Source organism: Nostoc sp., assembly GCF_036917275.1.
In the GTDB taxonomy this organism is placed as follows: domain Bacteria; phylum Cyanobacteriota; class Cyanobacteriia; order Cyanobacteriales; family Nostocaceae; genus Nostoc.
In genome coordinates this window covers 137,463-152,484 of sequence record NZ_JBALDF010000009.1, presented here as the reverse complement: position 1 = coordinate 152,484, position 15,022 = coordinate 137,463, and the positions used below count along the sequence as shown (strand labels likewise).

19 protein-coding genes and 1 pseudogene are annotated in these 15,022 nt (G+C 41.9%); 8 read left to right on the top strand and 12 right to left on the bottom strand.

What is annotated here, in order from left to right; all coding sequences use genetic code 11:
* The first annotated feature begins 148 nt into the window (after nt 1-148).
* Together V7K35_RS04160 and grxD are read left to right on the top strand one after the other, a co-directional pair.
* Nucleotides 149-406, top strand: a complete 258-nt coding sequence (locus tag V7K35_RS04160) for a BolA family protein (protein WP_334798270.1) — start codon at nt 149-151, stop codon at nt 404-406.
* An 89-nt stretch (nt 407-495) separates the two neighbouring features.
* The gene (gene grxD / locus V7K35_RS04155; RefSeq protein ID WP_298918833.1) at nt 496-819 is read left to right on the top strand and encodes a Grx4 family monothiol glutaredoxin; all 324 of its coding nucleotides are present in this window, start codon (nt 496-498) and stop codon (nt 817-819) included.
* Between the two features lie 462 nt (nt 820-1,281).
* Here the strand turns inward: grxD and V7K35_RS04150 are convergent, their stop codons facing one another.
* Nucleotides 1,282-1,530: a DUF6761 family protein gene (locus tag V7K35_RS04150; RefSeq protein ID WP_298918830.1), complete on the bottom strand. Its 249-nt coding sequence runs from the start codon at nt 1,528-1,530 to the stop codon at nt 1,282-1,284.
* Between the two features lie 584 nt (nt 1,531-2,114).
* Here V7K35_RS04150 and V7K35_RS04145 point away from each other — a divergent pair.
* On the top strand, nt 2,115-2,888 hold the full coding sequence (locus tag V7K35_RS04145; RefSeq protein ID WP_335076603.1) for a response regulator transcription factor: 774 nt from the start codon (nt 2,115-2,117) through the stop codon (nt 2,886-2,888).
* Between the two features lie 76 nt (nt 2,889-2,964).
* Here the strand turns inward: V7K35_RS04145 and V7K35_RS04140 are convergent, their stop codons facing one another.
* The 4 genes from V7K35_RS04140 to V7K35_RS04125 all read right to left on the bottom strand — a co-directional run bounded on the left by V7K35_RS04140 (nt 2,965) and on the right by V7K35_RS04125 (nt 5,570).
* Nucleotides 2,965-3,783, bottom strand: coding sequence for an ABC transporter ATP-binding protein (locus V7K35_RS04140; RefSeq protein WP_335076601.1), 819 nt, complete (start codon nt 3,781-3,783; stop codon nt 2,965-2,967).
* A gap of 8 nt (nt 3,784-3,791) precedes the next feature.
* Nucleotides 3,792-4,358, bottom strand: a complete 567-nt coding sequence (locus V7K35_RS04135) for a hypothetical protein (protein ID WP_335076599.1) — start codon at nt 4,356-4,358, stop codon at nt 3,792-3,794.
* 202 nt (nt 4,359-4,560) lie between these two features.
* Nucleotides 4,561-5,022 (bottom strand): DUF4079 domain-containing protein, encoded by a 462-nt coding sequence (locus tag V7K35_RS04130; RefSeq protein WP_335076597.1) that lies wholly within the window; start codon nt 5,020-5,022, stop codon nt 4,561-4,563.
* A 152-nt stretch (nt 5,023-5,174) separates the two neighbouring features.
* Entirely contained in the window at nt 5,175-5,570 is a 396-nt protein-coding gene (locus tag V7K35_RS04125) for a DUF1830 domain-containing protein (RefSeq protein WP_335076595.1), read from the bottom strand.
* Nucleotides 5,571-6,156: 586 nt separating this feature from the next.
* Between V7K35_RS04125 and V7K35_RS04120 the strand changes: the two genes are divergently transcribed.
* From V7K35_RS04120 to V7K35_RS04110, 3 genes are all read left to right on the top strand, one after another.
* A complete protein-coding gene (locus V7K35_RS04120; protein ID WP_335076593.1) occupies nt 6,157-7,749 on the top strand; it encodes a photosystem II high light acclimation radical SAM protein in 1,593 nt (530 codons plus the stop codon).
* Nucleotides 7,750-7,818: 69 nt separating this feature from the next.
* On the top strand, nt 7,819-9,216 hold the full coding sequence (locus V7K35_RS04115; protein ID WP_334798304.1) for a DICT sensory domain-containing protein: 1,398 nt from the start codon (nt 7,819-7,821) through the stop codon (nt 9,214-9,216).
* Nucleotides 9,213-9,854: a pentapeptide repeat-containing protein gene (locus tag V7K35_RS04110; protein ID WP_335076591.1), complete on the top strand. Its 642-nt coding sequence runs from the start codon at nt 9,213-9,215 to the stop codon at nt 9,852-9,854. The genes V7K35_RS04115 and V7K35_RS04110 overlap by 4 nt, the downstream gene beginning before the upstream one ends.
* A 57-nt stretch (nt 9,855-9,911) precedes the next feature.
* On the opposite strand, the gene V7K35_RS04105 is transcribed toward V7K35_RS04110, so the two are convergent.
* The 5 genes from V7K35_RS04105 to clpS form a co-directional block, all read right to left on the bottom strand.
* A complete protein-coding gene (locus tag V7K35_RS04105; protein WP_334798261.1) occupies nt 9,912-10,316 on the bottom strand; it encodes a type II toxin-antitoxin system VapC family toxin in 405 nt (134 codons plus the stop codon).
* A 9-nt stretch (nt 10,317-10,325) separates the two neighbouring features.
* Nucleotides 10,326-10,565 (bottom strand): antitoxin, encoded by a 240-nt coding sequence (locus V7K35_RS04100; protein ID WP_334770658.1) that lies wholly within the window; start codon nt 10,563-10,565, stop codon nt 10,326-10,328.
* Between the two features lie 24 nt (nt 10,566-10,589).
* Entirely contained in the window at nt 10,590-10,763 is a 174-nt protein-coding gene (locus V7K35_RS04095) for a hypothetical protein (RefSeq protein ID WP_335076589.1), read from the bottom strand.
* A 169-nt stretch (nt 10,764-10,932) separates the two neighbouring features.
* Nucleotides 10,933-11,757 (bottom strand): CPBP family intramembrane glutamic endopeptidase, encoded by an 825-nt coding sequence (locus tag V7K35_RS04090; protein ID WP_335076587.1) that lies wholly within the window; start codon nt 11,755-11,757, stop codon nt 10,933-10,935.
* A gap of 64 nt (nt 11,758-11,821) precedes the next feature.
* On the bottom strand, nt 11,822-12,103 hold the full coding sequence (clpS, locus tag V7K35_RS04085) for an ATP-dependent Clp protease adapter ClpS (RefSeq protein ID WP_334811580.1): 282 nt from the start codon (nt 12,101-12,103) through the stop codon (nt 11,822-11,824).
* A gap of 299 nt (nt 12,104-12,402) precedes the next feature.
* On the opposite strand from clpS, the gene V7K35_RS04080 reads away from it, so the two are divergent.
* Nucleotides 12,403-12,747 (top strand): hypothetical protein, encoded by a 345-nt coding sequence (locus tag V7K35_RS04080; protein WP_334798303.1) that lies wholly within the window; start codon nt 12,403-12,405, stop codon nt 12,745-12,747.
* A gap of 426 nt (nt 12,748-13,173) precedes the next feature.
* On the opposite strand, the pseudogene V7K35_RS29600 reads toward V7K35_RS04080, so the two are convergent.
* Nucleotides 13,174-13,587, bottom strand: a pseudogene (locus V7K35_RS29600) (aminotransferase class I/II-fold pyridoxal phosphate-dependent enzyme); the annotation flags it as partial.
* 87 nt (nt 13,588-13,674) lie between these two features.
* Complete coding sequence (locus tag V7K35_RS04070) at nt 13,675-13,878, bottom strand: hypothetical protein (protein WP_335076583.1); 204 nt, start codon at nt 13,876-13,878, stop codon at nt 13,675-13,677.
* Between the two features lie 709 nt (nt 13,879-14,587).
* On the opposite strand from V7K35_RS04070, the gene V7K35_RS04065 reads away from it, so the two are divergent.
* Nucleotides 14,588-14,917: an STAS domain-containing protein gene (locus V7K35_RS04065; RefSeq protein WP_334798253.1), complete on the top strand. Its 330-nt coding sequence runs from the start codon at nt 14,588-14,590 to the stop codon at nt 14,915-14,917.
* Nucleotides 14,918-15,022: the final 105 nt, after the last annotated feature.

The window sequence follows — 15,022 nt, the reverse complement described above, 5'->3', positions numbered from 1 at the left end:
AGGATTATCTGCCCTAGCTTCGACCCAACGTTCTCAAAAATCGACCTTAGAGGCAGTTTATCCCCAGCCTTGCCAAAACCTGAACTTGGCACAGGCATTTGCTCTATATCTGTTAATAATAGAAAAGTAAGTTTTTTCAGGAATAGCGATGATTAGTCCGCAGCAGGTTGAGGCAATGATCAAGGCGGAACTGCCAGACGCCCAGGTTCAGGTGCAAGACTTGACTGGTGGCGGTGACCACTATCAGGTAACAGTAGTTTCATCGCACTTTGCAGGTAAGGGACTCGTGCAGCAGCACCAGTTAGTTTATGGTGCTTTGGGGCAAGCTATGTCAACTGAAGCAATTCATGCCTTGGCAGTAAAAACATTTACTCCTGAAGCTTGGCAAGCAACACCAGCTTCGTAAACATAGAGTTAGGAATTAGGAGTTAGGAGTTATAAATTTTTAACTTCTCACTCGTCATCGTTGAATGCAACATAGGAAACACAAATACCATGACGCCAGAACTCAAAGAGAAAATTGATAACTTGCTACAACAGAACAAGATTTTAGTTTTCATGAAGGGAAACAAGTTAATGCCCCAATGTGGTTTCTCCAACAACGTTGTGCAGATTCTCAATACCTTGGGAGTTCCCTTCGAGACAGTTGATGTTCTATCAGACTCTGAAATCCGTCAAGGAATTAAAGAATACTCTAACTGGCCGACAATTCCCCAAGTGTATATCAATGGTGAATTCCTTGGCGGTTCTGACATCTTGATTGAACTGTACCAAAAAGGTGAATTGCAGGAAAAGGTAGAAGTAGCACTAGCCTCGTAATATCTCTTTACGCAAACCAGAGGGTATGCTACTGAATTTGCGCTTCTCAATCAAGGCAATGTGCCGTTTTTAATGTCCTTGAAAGGGGAGATAAATAGTATCTCCCCTTTCAAGGGTTTTTTAATAGGTTTTTCATAAAAATACTTGATCTATCTTGGAATTTATTTCAGGGCTAGTCAGCCCCTTTGGGGAAGTCAAAAGTCAAAATTAAGATTAAGAACCACCAAAATCAATTTAGGCGATGCACTGAGCGTAGCTGAAGTGGGCTTGTAACTTTTTCTTTCTGGTCAAAAATCCCCTCAGTCGAATTGGCAAGACCAAGTTTAGGGCTGAGGGGATGCCTTTTTTCAATACAATATCTCCAAAATCTCACACCACGGCAATCCATTGACGAATACAGATAATATGCTATAATCATCTGCGGTAATTAACCGCTACTATCAATGGCCAGGTAAATGGTACTTAGTAGTAATCGGGTAGTGGCTGTGGTTGCGGCACTACAAAATTTGATCCATCGTACAAGTAGCGGCTGGCTTCCTCTTCTAAGCGATGAATCAGAAAAGGTTCAATGATGTTGCCATGTCGCAGTGCGGCTAGATATCCATCCAAATACATCCGCATATCATCCGTGCGATAACCGCGATTCCATAACTCGACGAAGGCGTCGGTGAGTCTTTGGTAATAGCGGATGGTTTGTGTGTCTTGGAGCATAACTGCTGTATTAATCTCTTTGGAATGAGAATTGTAAATGATTCACGCTCAAATGTGAACTGTAATTTCACTTTGGCATTAACTCAAAGTCAACACATCTACTTTGGGCAGTACCCTCATAGCAGCTACAAGCTACTTTAATCCTATTCCAGAAAACATCGATTCTGGTTATCTGCTAAGTTATTTTTCTGATTTTCATACTTAACAGCCCAATTATATTGGTGTTATGTTCGTGGATATGGGCATTAAATTTTTGCGAAAAAATCTTCTTTCACCATCAGATTAAAAAGCTGTTGTAGTAACGGCTAGCTGGTTGAGTTTTAGATATTTGCCACATTCCACCCACCTGAAAGCAGAATATTAAGCTAAAAGAACTTTTAATAAATTTAATAACACTTTTGATAAACTTAATAAAAATTTAATAATATTTCTAATTGCCTTTTGAGAAGGCATAAATTAAAGATATTGCCACGCTTTTTATGAGGAAATGTAAAGCTAATAGCAATTGAAGTAGCAAAGGCTACAAAACCTTAGAGATGGGCTTGTTACTTTGAAAGGCATCGACGCTAAGGGATCTTGCCACCGTGGGTTCGGTTTGTATAGAAATCATTGAGGGGAATCCCCATCTGAGATCGTTGTTGGGTTGGCACTTGCAACAACTGGAATACCGTGTGCATCAAGCTGCCAGTATTTATCAAGCAAGGGAAGTATTTTTAAGCCATCAACCAACACTGGTAGTCTTAGATGCAGACCTGCCTGATGGTGACGGCATTGAGTTTTGTCGTTGGTTGCATCGTCAGCAGCAACCTCTTCTTTTAATGTTATCTGCCCGTAATAGTGAAGGTGATATCGTCGCAGGTTTAAAGGCGGGTGCGGATGATTATCTGAGCAAACCTTTTGGGATGCAAGAGTTTTTGGCACGGGTAGAGGCACTGATTCGCCGGAAACGTACACCTACTGCACCAGCTTATTTGGATTATGGCACTTTGCAAATCGATTTAGTTCAGCGCCGCGTCCGCTTCCAGGGGGAGTTCATCGACTTAACGCCCCAAGAATTCAGTTTGCTGTACGTTTTGGCACAAGCTGGGGGAGTGCCTCTGAGTAGGTCAGAATTGCTGCGTCGTGCTTGGCCTGACGCTATCGATAACCCTCGTACCATTGATACTCACGTTTTGTCACTACGGAAAAAGGTTGAACTTGACCCCCGGCAACCCAACTTGATTCAAACTATCCGCAATGTAGGATACCGTTTTAACATGGAAATTTTGAATATCAATATTTCACAGTCACAAACAACAAAGTTAGTTAGAGAGAGATTTAGTAATCAACGTTCAACACTTACTAGTAGTCAAGTGTGAATCGGCCAAACAGGGCATTGGAGTGAAGGGGAGCAAGAAAAGACTCCTGATTCCTGTTTCCTGACTGATCCAAAATTTAAAATCCAAAATCGTCTTGAGCTTTTGCTTTAATTAAGCTTTCTCGTAATTCAACCCAGTTTATCTCAGAGACTCTTTGATTTGCGAATAAATAACCTTGTTGCAGGTGTAATAACCGAGTACAAAACATTTGGGTTAGTTCCAGTTGGTGATTTACCATCAGAATCGTGGTTTGATGAGTTTGACTAAACTGGGTTAAAACTTGCATTAGATGAGAAGCTGTACCAGCATCTAGGGCAGAGGTTGGCTCGTCTAATAATAATATTTTAGGCTGGATGACTAAGGCACGAGCGATCGCTATTAGTTGTCGTTGTCCAGCAGAAAGTTGTACCTCTGTTCGCCCTAACCATTCACTGGGAATGTGCAGTTGTTCTATCCAGTGATTGACTCGTTGCTGAATTGTCTGTTTGGGCAAACCACGCAAAACTAAAGGATAAGCCAAAGCTTCCTGAACTGTCATCCCCAACAGCTTGGATTCTTGCAATACAAGTACAAGTATTTGGCGTAGCTGAATGACAGGAATTTGGCGATATTCTTGATTTTCTAGATACAGTTTACCATTCGTGGGTTCAATTAGGCGGTTGAGGAGGTGCAGTAACGAAGTTTTACCAGCGCCAACTGGGCCTACAATGGCAATGCGATCGCCCTGGAATACCTCCAATGAAATATCCTGTAATATGGGGTATCCCTGCTGATTCCCTGCAAGTTGGGTTTTCAGCTTTGTAAACAGATTAACTTGCTCTAGACTGAGTGTCGCTTTTGCTGTATTCAAGGGGAGTAGGGATTGGGGAGTAGGGAGAAATAACCAATGCCCCATGCCCAATTTTAAGTTAATTGTGCAGTAGTTAAGGCTGTAGCGATCGCCCAGCCATCAACCAATAGTAGCAGAAGCGTGAATCCCAGTAAAATCAAGTACATCCACAGCTGTGCTAAAGGGCGAACATCTGTGGTGTCAATGCCTGTCTTTGCTTGGACAATTTGGACGAAACGGGCAAATCCGGCTACACGCATTGGTAATAAATAAGCTTTCCCATCCTGGCTGAGGAAGTAATAAACTAGCCCTCCTTGACCAGTGGTGCGGGGTTTTAACTCTTTCACCTCTGACCAAGGTAATAACCAGCCTTTACGAAAAAAGCGAGGCACCCAAGCGGGGTAAGTAACCTGAATTCCCTGGTCATCTACTATTACTTGTTCAGTCAATACAGCATACAAGGCAACTAAGCCGATGCTAATCCCTATCCACAATAATCCTGGGGGTACGGGTGCATCTGTTACCTGTGATAAGAAGGGTAATGGGACTGTCAGTGCTATATATAAACTCAGCAGCGTTATCCGAATCAAAGGAGACAGACGAAAAACAGAAGCTGAGGTATTGGCTGAGTTTGCTGTCACGGCTCAATCACGATTATTGGCTTTAAATTCATACTAACTGGGAACCTGGCAAGCATTCAGGTAAGACAAACACGAATACTTGTTGATGCTTGTATTTTCTCCATGCCAGTAGAGCTTCTAGAGAAACACTTTCTTTAAATTGTCCTGATGGTTCAATAGATTGTCATGCAAGCCACTTCCTAATCTAAAATTTAAAATCGATTTAGGGTAAATACTTTTGTACTACAATCCAACCAGTCAGGGACACCCAAGTAAATCCGACAAACAGGATAATATTTACACCGATGTGTAAGGGTCTAGCCCAAGGCCGTCTGGTACTAATTTGCGTGGCACTGAAAGCAGACAATAAAACTAATGCTACCACTATCAATCCAGCGACCAAGTGTGACGAGTGCCCTAAAGAACCAAAGTGTCCCCAAGTGCCAACAATACCAATCACCAGCAATAGCAGCACTAAACTTACCATGCTGATGCCCATTGTATAGTGGAGCGATCGCACCTCTCTATTTCCACCCATAAATGGGGTAATAAAGGGGAATTGCTGCGAAGTTCTCGTCTGAAACATCCAAACGCCGGTGACTGTTAACATCAGATATGCCAGCAGGGACAACCCCATCGACCAGGCGGCTATTTTCCACAACCAAAGAAATGAAGGCAGATTCATAAGATTGATTGTAGTTGAGAGTTGGGGAGCAGAGGGGAAGTTGTAGTAAGTATTTTTTCTCTGCCCCAATGCCCAATAAACAATAAATAATAAATAATAAACAAAAAGGGTTGCTGAATTAGCAACCCTCAAATTAAGTAAAATTCTTTTTTTTAATCAACCGATGCTAAACCAAGGATTTGCAAGGGTTTTGTCGTAGCTTCAATTTTTGTATTAATTTGCTGCACCATTAGTTTGGTATTAATAGGGTCTTTTCCATCTGATGAGTCTGTACGAAACTCATAAGCATTAGGTTCTTCGAGCATCAGGCGATCGCACGGAATCTTATCGGATAAAATTGCACTTGCCATCATCCCTGTATGAATCTCCACTTGACCTTTTCGCGGAGCTTCAAACACTAAACGTTGTCCAGGGAAAACAACCCTTTCAAAGTACCAGTTGGGAATATTGGAGATGCGAGCTACCTGTATTTTGCTCGTGGCATTAATGTAGCAGCAGAGAATTTTTCCCGATTGCTCAGGTGGTAGAGGATCTAATATTTGAGCCATAACTGCTGAGGAGCTTTACGCCACAATTTTACATTACACTTGCCAAGCCTAGCATTGCCTGATCCCCAGTTGTTGTAGCTCCGACTACCAACTTAACTTTTTGTAGACAATTTCTACCTAAAGATATATCGTAGGTTCTAAAATCTTGTAAATATTTACGCTTTGTCTACAATTTTACACTATGTGAACATTTTTAAGTTTTTAATATCTGCCCTAAACAAGTTTTAACTTCTTTAGGGCAGATAATTACAGGGTAGATATGGCAAAGATCCCTTTAGCTTGAGCCTAATTAAAGAGTGTATTTTTGTGTTTCATATATCCCAGGCTTTCGATCCTGGGATCATCGCTTAATGAATGAACTCGATGTTATCGTAAAGCTATATGAAAAATGTCTTCATAAAGCCTCTCTTGATCCCCTGCATTTAGTATACAAAGCAATTTTATTGATTCCTGAATCTGTGAACAAAAGTTTTGTATATCAGTAATTGCCTTCAATGTCAAGCAATATTTAAGAGATTGAGAGTAGCCAAAACAAAAACACGCCTTAAAACTGGAATTTATTTCACTTTCCCCAAAGATTGGCAAGATGGAAGTCAAAACACTGATGATGGAAAATCGAATTCTTTACGTTCGCCTTCCTTGTAACCCTATCTTTCCCATTGGGGTTGTCTACCTGAGCGATCACGTCCACAAACAGTTTCCTAATATCGAACAGCGCATTTTTGATTTGGGAACAGTGCCACCTTTAGATTACACTTTTGCCTTGGATCGTTGTATTGATGAATTTAAACCGACACTGCTAGTATTTTCTTGGCGGGATATTCAAATTTATGCTCCAGTTGGTGGACGTGGTGGCAACCCACTGCAAAACGCTTTTGAATTTTACTATGCTAAAAATCCTCTTTTGAAACTACGCGGCGGATTGGGCGGTTTACGAATATTCATCGCTTATTATCTAGAGTTATGGCGTAATCAGGGTTTAATTAAACGCGGTTTAAAGCGTGCCCAAAAATATAATTCTAATGCTCGTGTAGTTGTAGGTGGTGGTGCAGTCAGTGTATTTTATCAACAGCTAGGTAAAAGCTTACCCCAAGGGACAATTATTTCTGTGGGTGAAGGGGAAACCCTGTTGGAAAAACTTTTAAGTGGTAGAGATTTTCGAGATGAACGCTGTTACATTGCAGGAGAAACTCAACCACGCAAACGACTAATTCATGAACAACCCACCCCATTAGAAAAAACAGCCTGTAACTACGACTATATCGAAAGTATCTGGCCGGAATTTAACTATTATCTGCAAGAGCAGGATTTTTATATAGGTGTACAAACTAAGCGTGGTTGTCCTCACAACTGTTGTTATTGCGTCTACACTGTTGTCGAAGGCAAACAAGTACGCATCAACCCAGCAGATGAAGTAGTTGCGGAAATGCGCCAATTATACGATCGCGGCATTCGCAACTTTTGGTTTACCGATGCCCAATTCATCCCAGCAAAAAAATTTATCGACGATGCCATAGAACTCTTGCAAAAAATCGTCGATTCTGGTATGACAGACATCCACTGGGCAGCATATATTAGAGCTGACAATTTGACACCCCAGTTGTGCGACTTGATGGCGAAAACCGGGATGAACTACTTTGAAATAGGGATTACCAGTGGTTCTCAAGAACTCGTGCGAAAAATGCGGATGGGGTATAACCTGCGAAACGTCTTGCAAAACTGTCGTGATTTAAAAGCAGCTGGTTTCAACGACTTAGTTTCCGTCAACTACTCCTTTAACGTCATTGATGAACGTCCCGAAACCATCCGCCAAACCATCGCCTATCACCGCGAACTAGAACGGATTTTTGGTGCTGATAAAGTCGAACCTGCCATTTTCTTTATTGGACTGCAACCCCATACCCATTTAGAAGAATATGCTTTTAAAGAGGGCATCCTCAAACCAGGGTATGATCCAATGAGTTTGATGCCGTGGACAGCCAAAAAACTCCTCTGGAATCCTGAACCTCTGGGTTCATTCTTCGGAGAAGTCTGCTTGCAAGCTTGGCAACAAAACCCCAACGATTTCGGACGTGAAGTCATGAAAATCTTAGAAGAAAAACTGGGTTGTGCCGACTTAGAAGCAGCACTTTCTGCACCAATAGAAACGAAAGAAAAACAGTTAGCGGGTGTATCCTAGAAAATACGAATTCTGAATTTATCCCCTTCTGTGTCCTCTGCGCCTCTGCGGTTATTTTTACCAAATCCCATGTTAGAAGGTTCAATCCTACAACAGCTAGAAACAGCTCATCGCCACACCACCAGGCCAATTCGATTCGGTGTTTACTACAAAAATACCCTTGTTGCCTTGTGCCACGCTTTAGAAGACCATATCTTAACCGACGACGGTACACCCTTAGTTATCACAGCCTTCCAACAGGGTAAATGGTATCTACAAGAAGCCGGGCGATATGCAGACATCGCCCAGCGCAGCCGCCAAATTGCCATCATGGCTGCTGCTGAATCCGGCTTTGCTGAACATCCTACTAGCCTCTTACCCAATGTAGACTTAGTGGCATTAGATCGAATTGATCCAGTAGCACAGGAGTGGCACTTAATTATTTTATCGCCAAAATACACAGCAATGGTAATTTGTCAAGAATTATCAGAGGCTGATTATGGCAGCAGTGGAGTACCGACATCAGATTTAGAGCGTAAATTCTATGGCTTGTGGACATTCGAGCCAGAGTTAGTGCAAGAGACAGCAGAAATAGCGATCGCTCATATCAGAAAATACAACCCTGAACTGGCGGATAAACTCACAGCCGATAAACAACAAATTGTACCGTCAATGGCCAGATCAGAAAATTTAGGTGCAGTTGTCTCCCGTGTAGTAGATTATCTCCAGACTGGGCAAGATAATTTATCCATCCCCACAGCGCTTCAGAAACAAACCCTAGATCGTAACTTGGTTTCTAACGAAATCCAAGCCTTTTTGCGAATGGCGCAACTGATGGATATGGCAGATGTCAACAATCCAATGGCAGCTGCCGAAGTAGTGGCACTTGCTGAAGCGATCGCCCAGCTTTTGGATCTTCCTGCATGGCAAATTAAAAGGTTACGGCTGGCGGCTTTGTTGCATCGCATAGATCCATTACAGAAAGCAGAAAGTGTTCTCACTGGCGGTATATCTACACGTTACCAAGAAGATGCCCCCAGTTCTCCCTTAACTTGTCCTTTAGTACCGGGGGCACAAGTATTGCGAACCATGCCACGACTACGAGCAGTTGCCCAAATTATCACTCACCAAACCGAGTGGTGGAATGGTACAGGGGAACCAGCAGGTTTAGCTGGAGATGAAATACCGCTAGAGTCGAGAATCTTGGCATTATTGGCAGACTTTCAGTGGCGAGTCAATCAGCAAAAATTGTCAAATCAAAGCCAGGAACAGATATTTACTCAAGCTTTAGATGAGTGCAGACAGCAACAATCTACCCGCTTTGACCCTAAACTTGTAGATACCCTAACTTTATTAGTTATGGGTTTACAACAGGGACTAGACTTACCTGTAATCACACCTAAAGTCAGCGCCGGCATCTGGATACTTGATTCCCAATGGGATAGCCACAGCAAGATAAGTGAAGAGATTGGTAGTTACTTTACATGAATATTGAAGCCATTAAATTAGGAAAACTCAAACAACTTCCAGGGGCAAATTTAGAAGACGAGGAACTCTCCCGACTGGATTTAAGCCGGATTAATCTTGCTGGCGCTACCCTTGTCGGCACTAATTTTGCTGGTTCTAAACTCGAAGGTGGGCATTTGGAGGGGGCGAATTTGATGGGAGCCAACCTTCAAGAAACTGACTTGCGAGCGAGTTTGATGGGAGCAAACCTGATGCAAGCAGATTTAACAGGTGCTGACTTGCGGGGTAGTAATTTGCGTGGCGCTAATTTGATGGGAGCCAGACTCAGTGATGTTTCATTGGCGGGTGCTTTCTTGAGTGGTGCCAATTTGATGAATGTGAACTTACAAGGCGTTGATTTGCGCGGTGCTGATTTGCGCGGTGCAAACCTGACAGGGGCAAATCTCAAGGGTGCAGATTTGAGTCGTGCTGATTTGCAAGGGACATTGTTGAGTGAAGCAAACCTGGAAGAAGCTGACTTGCGGGGGACAAATTTGGCGGGGGCGAATTTGACAGGGGCGAATTTGCTGTGTGCGGAGTTAGAAGGTGCGAATTTGAGCGGCGTTAATTTGAATAAAGCGTGTGTGGTGGGGACAGTTGTGGAGGCGAGTTTTGAATAAGTATTAGTTTATACAAATCTTAAATAAGAATATACTAGACCATCCTAATGTATGCCCTCAAAGTAGCCAATTTTCTACACTTAAACCAGGTACGCGGCCAAATTCACGAACATTTGCTGTAACAAGCGTCAGGTTAAGGGCAAGGGCATGGGCAGCAATCAGTAAGTCGTTAGGGCCGATCGGTCTTCCTGTTTGCTCCAGGTGTGTACGAATTACCGCATAGTGCTGATCCACAGGAGGTGATAGCGACAAAATAGGTAAGACTTCGAGGATGCTTTCTAGTTGCTGAAGAAGACGGAGAGAGCCACTTTTAGCTGCACCAAATCGCAGTTCACACACCACAATAATGCTGGTACAAATGCAGTTTTCCTCTACGGCTGCGAGTCGCTGAAACACCAAACCTTGAGGATGTCTTACCAAATCTGAAATGATGTTGGTGTCTAGTAGGTATTGATAGGTCATTGGGCAGGATTAAAGCACAATATCATCGAGTGGCAATAACCCTTCATCTATATCAGGAAAATTTTCTGTAATATCTTCTAAAGTGGCAAGCAGTGAAAGTAGAGAACCGGAAGAAATGGGTTCGATGATTAATCGATTACCTTCTTTGCGTAACAAAACTTCTGTGCTGGATAGAGCAAATTCATCAGGAATGGTTAGGACTTGATGTTGCCCATCCCGTAATAGGTAAACGTGGCATGAGTTTGGCATCAAGCAATCTCCTTAAAATCATAATTATTTCGCCGCAGCTTCTTCTGGGGACTGAATCTCATTGAGTGATAGCTCTAAGAGTGGAACATAAGCTAGTTGATCGGTATAAAAATCAACTAAAACATCTGTAGGCTCCAGCTTAATGATTTTTCCAGTGATGATATCGCCGAGCTGAAATCTATCTAAACTAAAGCTCATAGCATAGTGGGCTTAAAATAACCCATTATAAAAACAATTTAGTAAGCCTGTACTCACAACAATAACAGCTAAACTTCTGCCATTGTTAGTGTTGTTGCATACTCACGAGTCAGTCGGCGTAACAATAGTTTTAGTATTCATTCAAAACGCTACTTAGGCTTTACCATCTTTAATTTTTTATTGTTCGCCCTCGTATCCACAAAGCTAGTACACTCATCAACAACACCCCCATCACTCCTTGTAGGGGATTATTATTCACACCAGTTACCCAATCAGGAACTTCACCAGAATATTCCACTAATTTACCTACATTAATAATGTAGTAACCCCAAACTAAACCACCATGCAAACCAATTGGAAAACCCAAGCGTCCCCTCCGCCAACGCTTTCCCCATACTTGCGTTAACCCCAGCAATACTAAAGCTGGAAATTGCGGCAGTGTATGAATAATTGCCTCCAATGGTTTAATAAAGTGCAATGTAGCAAACGCAGTTGCATCTGTCCACAGTGCCACACGTGGACTGTAATCTCGTTGTAATTCGTCTAGTAACCAGCCTCGGAATAACAATTCTTCAGCAAATCCGATGCCCAAGCCAACAAGTAAACCCTCTAAAATAACTTTCAGCAAGAAAACTTTCGGTTGTTGCCACACCAACCAACCCAATAAACTTTCTACCCCAAAAAGTATCAGAATATTAATTATGCCCATAGCCAAGCCACGCAGTAAATCCACACCGTTTTGTCGCGTGAATTCTAAGCCATAATGCCGTATAATTTTAGGCTGCTGGTAGACATACTTACCCCATGATCTCACTAAAAAAATAAATGTTGCATATAACAATACCAATGTCAATATACTTTCTAAGTTTGAATCATGCACTAGTAAATATATTGGTGCAGCCAATGGCAACCATAGCAGCAATAAAGTCAAAATAAAACAACCCAGCCTAATAGGGGCAGGGCGTTCAGCTAGACGGACAAGGTTTTTTTTCATACTAAATAGGTCAATAATCAGGAGTTAATACTCCAGATTATGACTTTTGATTATTCACCAATGACTATTCGTCAGGTTCAATCGTGCTACTTAAACCGTGACTTTTCAATGTTTCGCTATAGAACTCAGCGTGTTCCAAAGCGCAAGTAATGACTAAAGCTAGCCCGTTGGTGTGGGCTTCCATCATGATGCTAACAGCCTGGGGTTGGGTAAGGCTTGGCACAGTGGCTATTAGTGACTGCACAACATGCTCCATAGAGTTGTCGTTATCGTTATGGAGCAAAACGCGATACCGAGGGGCTAGCTTACGAATTGTGGAAGGTTTTTCAATAGTTTCAACTGACACGGCTCTTTGCTCTTTTCTTGTTGATTCACCACTACGAAGTGTCTGTGTAGCGATCGCTTAACAGTTATTTACCTATTCTATAGTATTTCTGTTCAGATACTATGCTAGGAAAACCCTTTACTGCTAAGGATTGGTCGTATTAGCTTTGCATAGTCACAAGTGAAGCAGATGTCTTAGACATCGTTGCCGTGACAGTGCTAACCTAATGTTACATAAGCTTCCTTAAACGTAACGCATTTTCACTTTTAAAATTAAGGAAGTTGCAAAATAATCCTTGCCCCTGCCCAAACTGCGTAATGATGGACATTAGCCTAGATTTTCTTCAACCAGGACAAATTGTGTCTTTAGAGCATGGCGACAGGAATCTGTATGCAGAAGTCATTCAATTTATAGTTACCCGCCAGTTGTGCTGGGTGCGTCCTTTATTAATGGTTACTTTGATTCAAGAATCACCGCTAATTACCGATTTGCGAGATGCGTCTGACTTGCTTTGGCCTGCCAATTTATTTCGGCCAGCACTAGACACAGAAGTAATTACCTTCTTGAGCCAAGTTTTAGCAAAAGAACCAAAAACTGAACCTGATTTAGGTGCCAAGCAACAACTCAATCAGTTTATTCACCAACTTTGGCAAGCATATCAATAGACCTCTTGCATAAGTCGAATAGACCCCCCTTAATCCCACGCCACTTGCTACAACGGAGGGAACCTCCCTTCGGGTTCAGCAGTTCCTCATGGGGGAAACCCCCAAGATCGGACTGCCTCACCGCAACGCAGTGGCTCCCCGATATATTGGGGGGAAACTTGAAATCTTGCCCCCTCCCCAATATATCGGGGAGGGTTGGGGAGGGGTGATTCAAGGATTTTTGCAAGAGGTCTAATAAGCATTGGTCAAACAGGAAATTAGGTATTAAGGAACAAGAATTAAATAACATACAATTTATGTCCCTAGCTTACCTCACCCTCAATCCCTCTCCGATATATTGAAGAGGGAAGCTAGATACAGGATGAAGTTTTGCATTTTATTTAATCCACGTCCCTAATTATCCTTCCTTGTCCCCCCTTGTCTCCATCAGGCATAACGGATGCCAGCATCTTTCATCCGTTGAATTCCTTCTTGCAACCGCTCATCGCTAATAGTTAAAGCAATTCGGAAAAGCCTTCTCTAAATGCACAATAATACCACATTTGTCAAGTAGCAACGTTGCAAATTCTGCTAAGGAATATCCTGGGGGAACAGGTGTCAGACGTAAAGGGTAGTTTTCGGAGGCTGAATCGGCCAACCTAGAGATTGCAGTCCATTAACAATAATATCACGGCGATTTTGGTAAACCGAGATTATGGCTTAGAATTCTGCTTTAGTGGTAGGAGAATAAGCTGCGATCGCACATGCTTGAATTACCTTAAATACCCCAGAATCAACGTTAGTTTTTAGCTGTGCCAAGCCTTTAATACCAACAACACAACCAACTTGCCAGCCTGGCAAAACTTGTTTCATCTATTTTAAAGTTTTATTGCTTCAGTCTTAATCAAATTCACTTGATAAAAGTAAAAAACCTCTATGCCTAAGCAATTAGGAATATCCGAAGCTAGAAACTAACTGAATTCTCCCAGCATCCATCTCTGCCATTAATAATTCTAGAGCTTCGTAATCAACATCAGAAATATAACCCAGTTCCGTCAATTCTGAGTTGATTTCATTTTCTATCTCAGGAGTTAGTTTTTTAATGTCAAGAGCTTTTTCTACCAATTTACGAATAGCGTATTTAGTCCTCATAAGTAATAATCCAACTGTATATGATCCTAAATTATCCCAAAGACATCTCAGTATAAAGAGTGATCCAAATACTACTTTATTATTGATTTAGATCACAATTTAATTAGTTAGATAGATGATAATTCGCTATGACTATGCTATATACCATCAGCAACGCTAAAGCGAAAGATTTAACTTAGCGTTAAAACTTGACTAAATTAGCTTGAGTTATATATCAATAGGATTTGATTTCTGAAAAAATTTAAGTAGACGTAGGGGAGCCAGCCGTCTGGGCGGCTTTCGCAACTTGAGTGGACTGGCGTTGTGTTATCGCCCTTGAGTACGGCACTAAAACCTTCGGGAAGTGGGTTACGCTTTGCTAACGCAACGTCAGTTACTTCACTTGGAGAAACCCCTCTGAGCGCTGGCTCCCCTACGTAAATTTCAAAATCAAATATGAGTCTTATAGACTAAGTAAGTTTTCTCAGCATAGTTACGGATGATTTCTCTGTTCTAAGGCTGTCTATGTTGATTGTTTTTGAACTGGGTTAAAAAAAAAGTATATATAAACACATTTCCAACTGGAATTATGACAATCTTTAAACAGAGATACTAAAGCAATAAAGATTCAGCAAAGAGACCTAAGACGTATGGTCGATGCAACAAAAAAAAGTTTATGTTCAAATAATTCTCAGCTTGACGCTTTAATAACTCTCAATAGGATGTAACTATGCAGGCAGTGCTTCACTATCCCAAGGTCGCAGTTATTAGTCCCCAAGGCTGTTTGAATGCTGCAAACGCCTTGGAATTTGAACGAGATATGAGCACAGCGTTGGCACAAAATGGTATTTCCATCTTGGTGGTAGACCTAGCAGCAGTAGAATCGTTAGACAGTGCGGGGTTGATGGCATTGTTATCTACACACAAGCTGGCTCTTAGTTTAGGACGGAGTTTCCGACTTTGCACTGTTGCTCCGTCAATTAAAATTATTTTTGAACTGACGCAACTCGATAGGGTGTTTGAAATATTGGACGGTGAAGCCGAGTTGGCTGCAAGATAACTTTATCTAAAAGCAGAAAAGTTTGCGTTAGGTCTGGACTTTATGTGAAGGAGTTATAAGTTGCAACGATAAACTATGTTATAAAACCTAATTCAATGCTAAGGT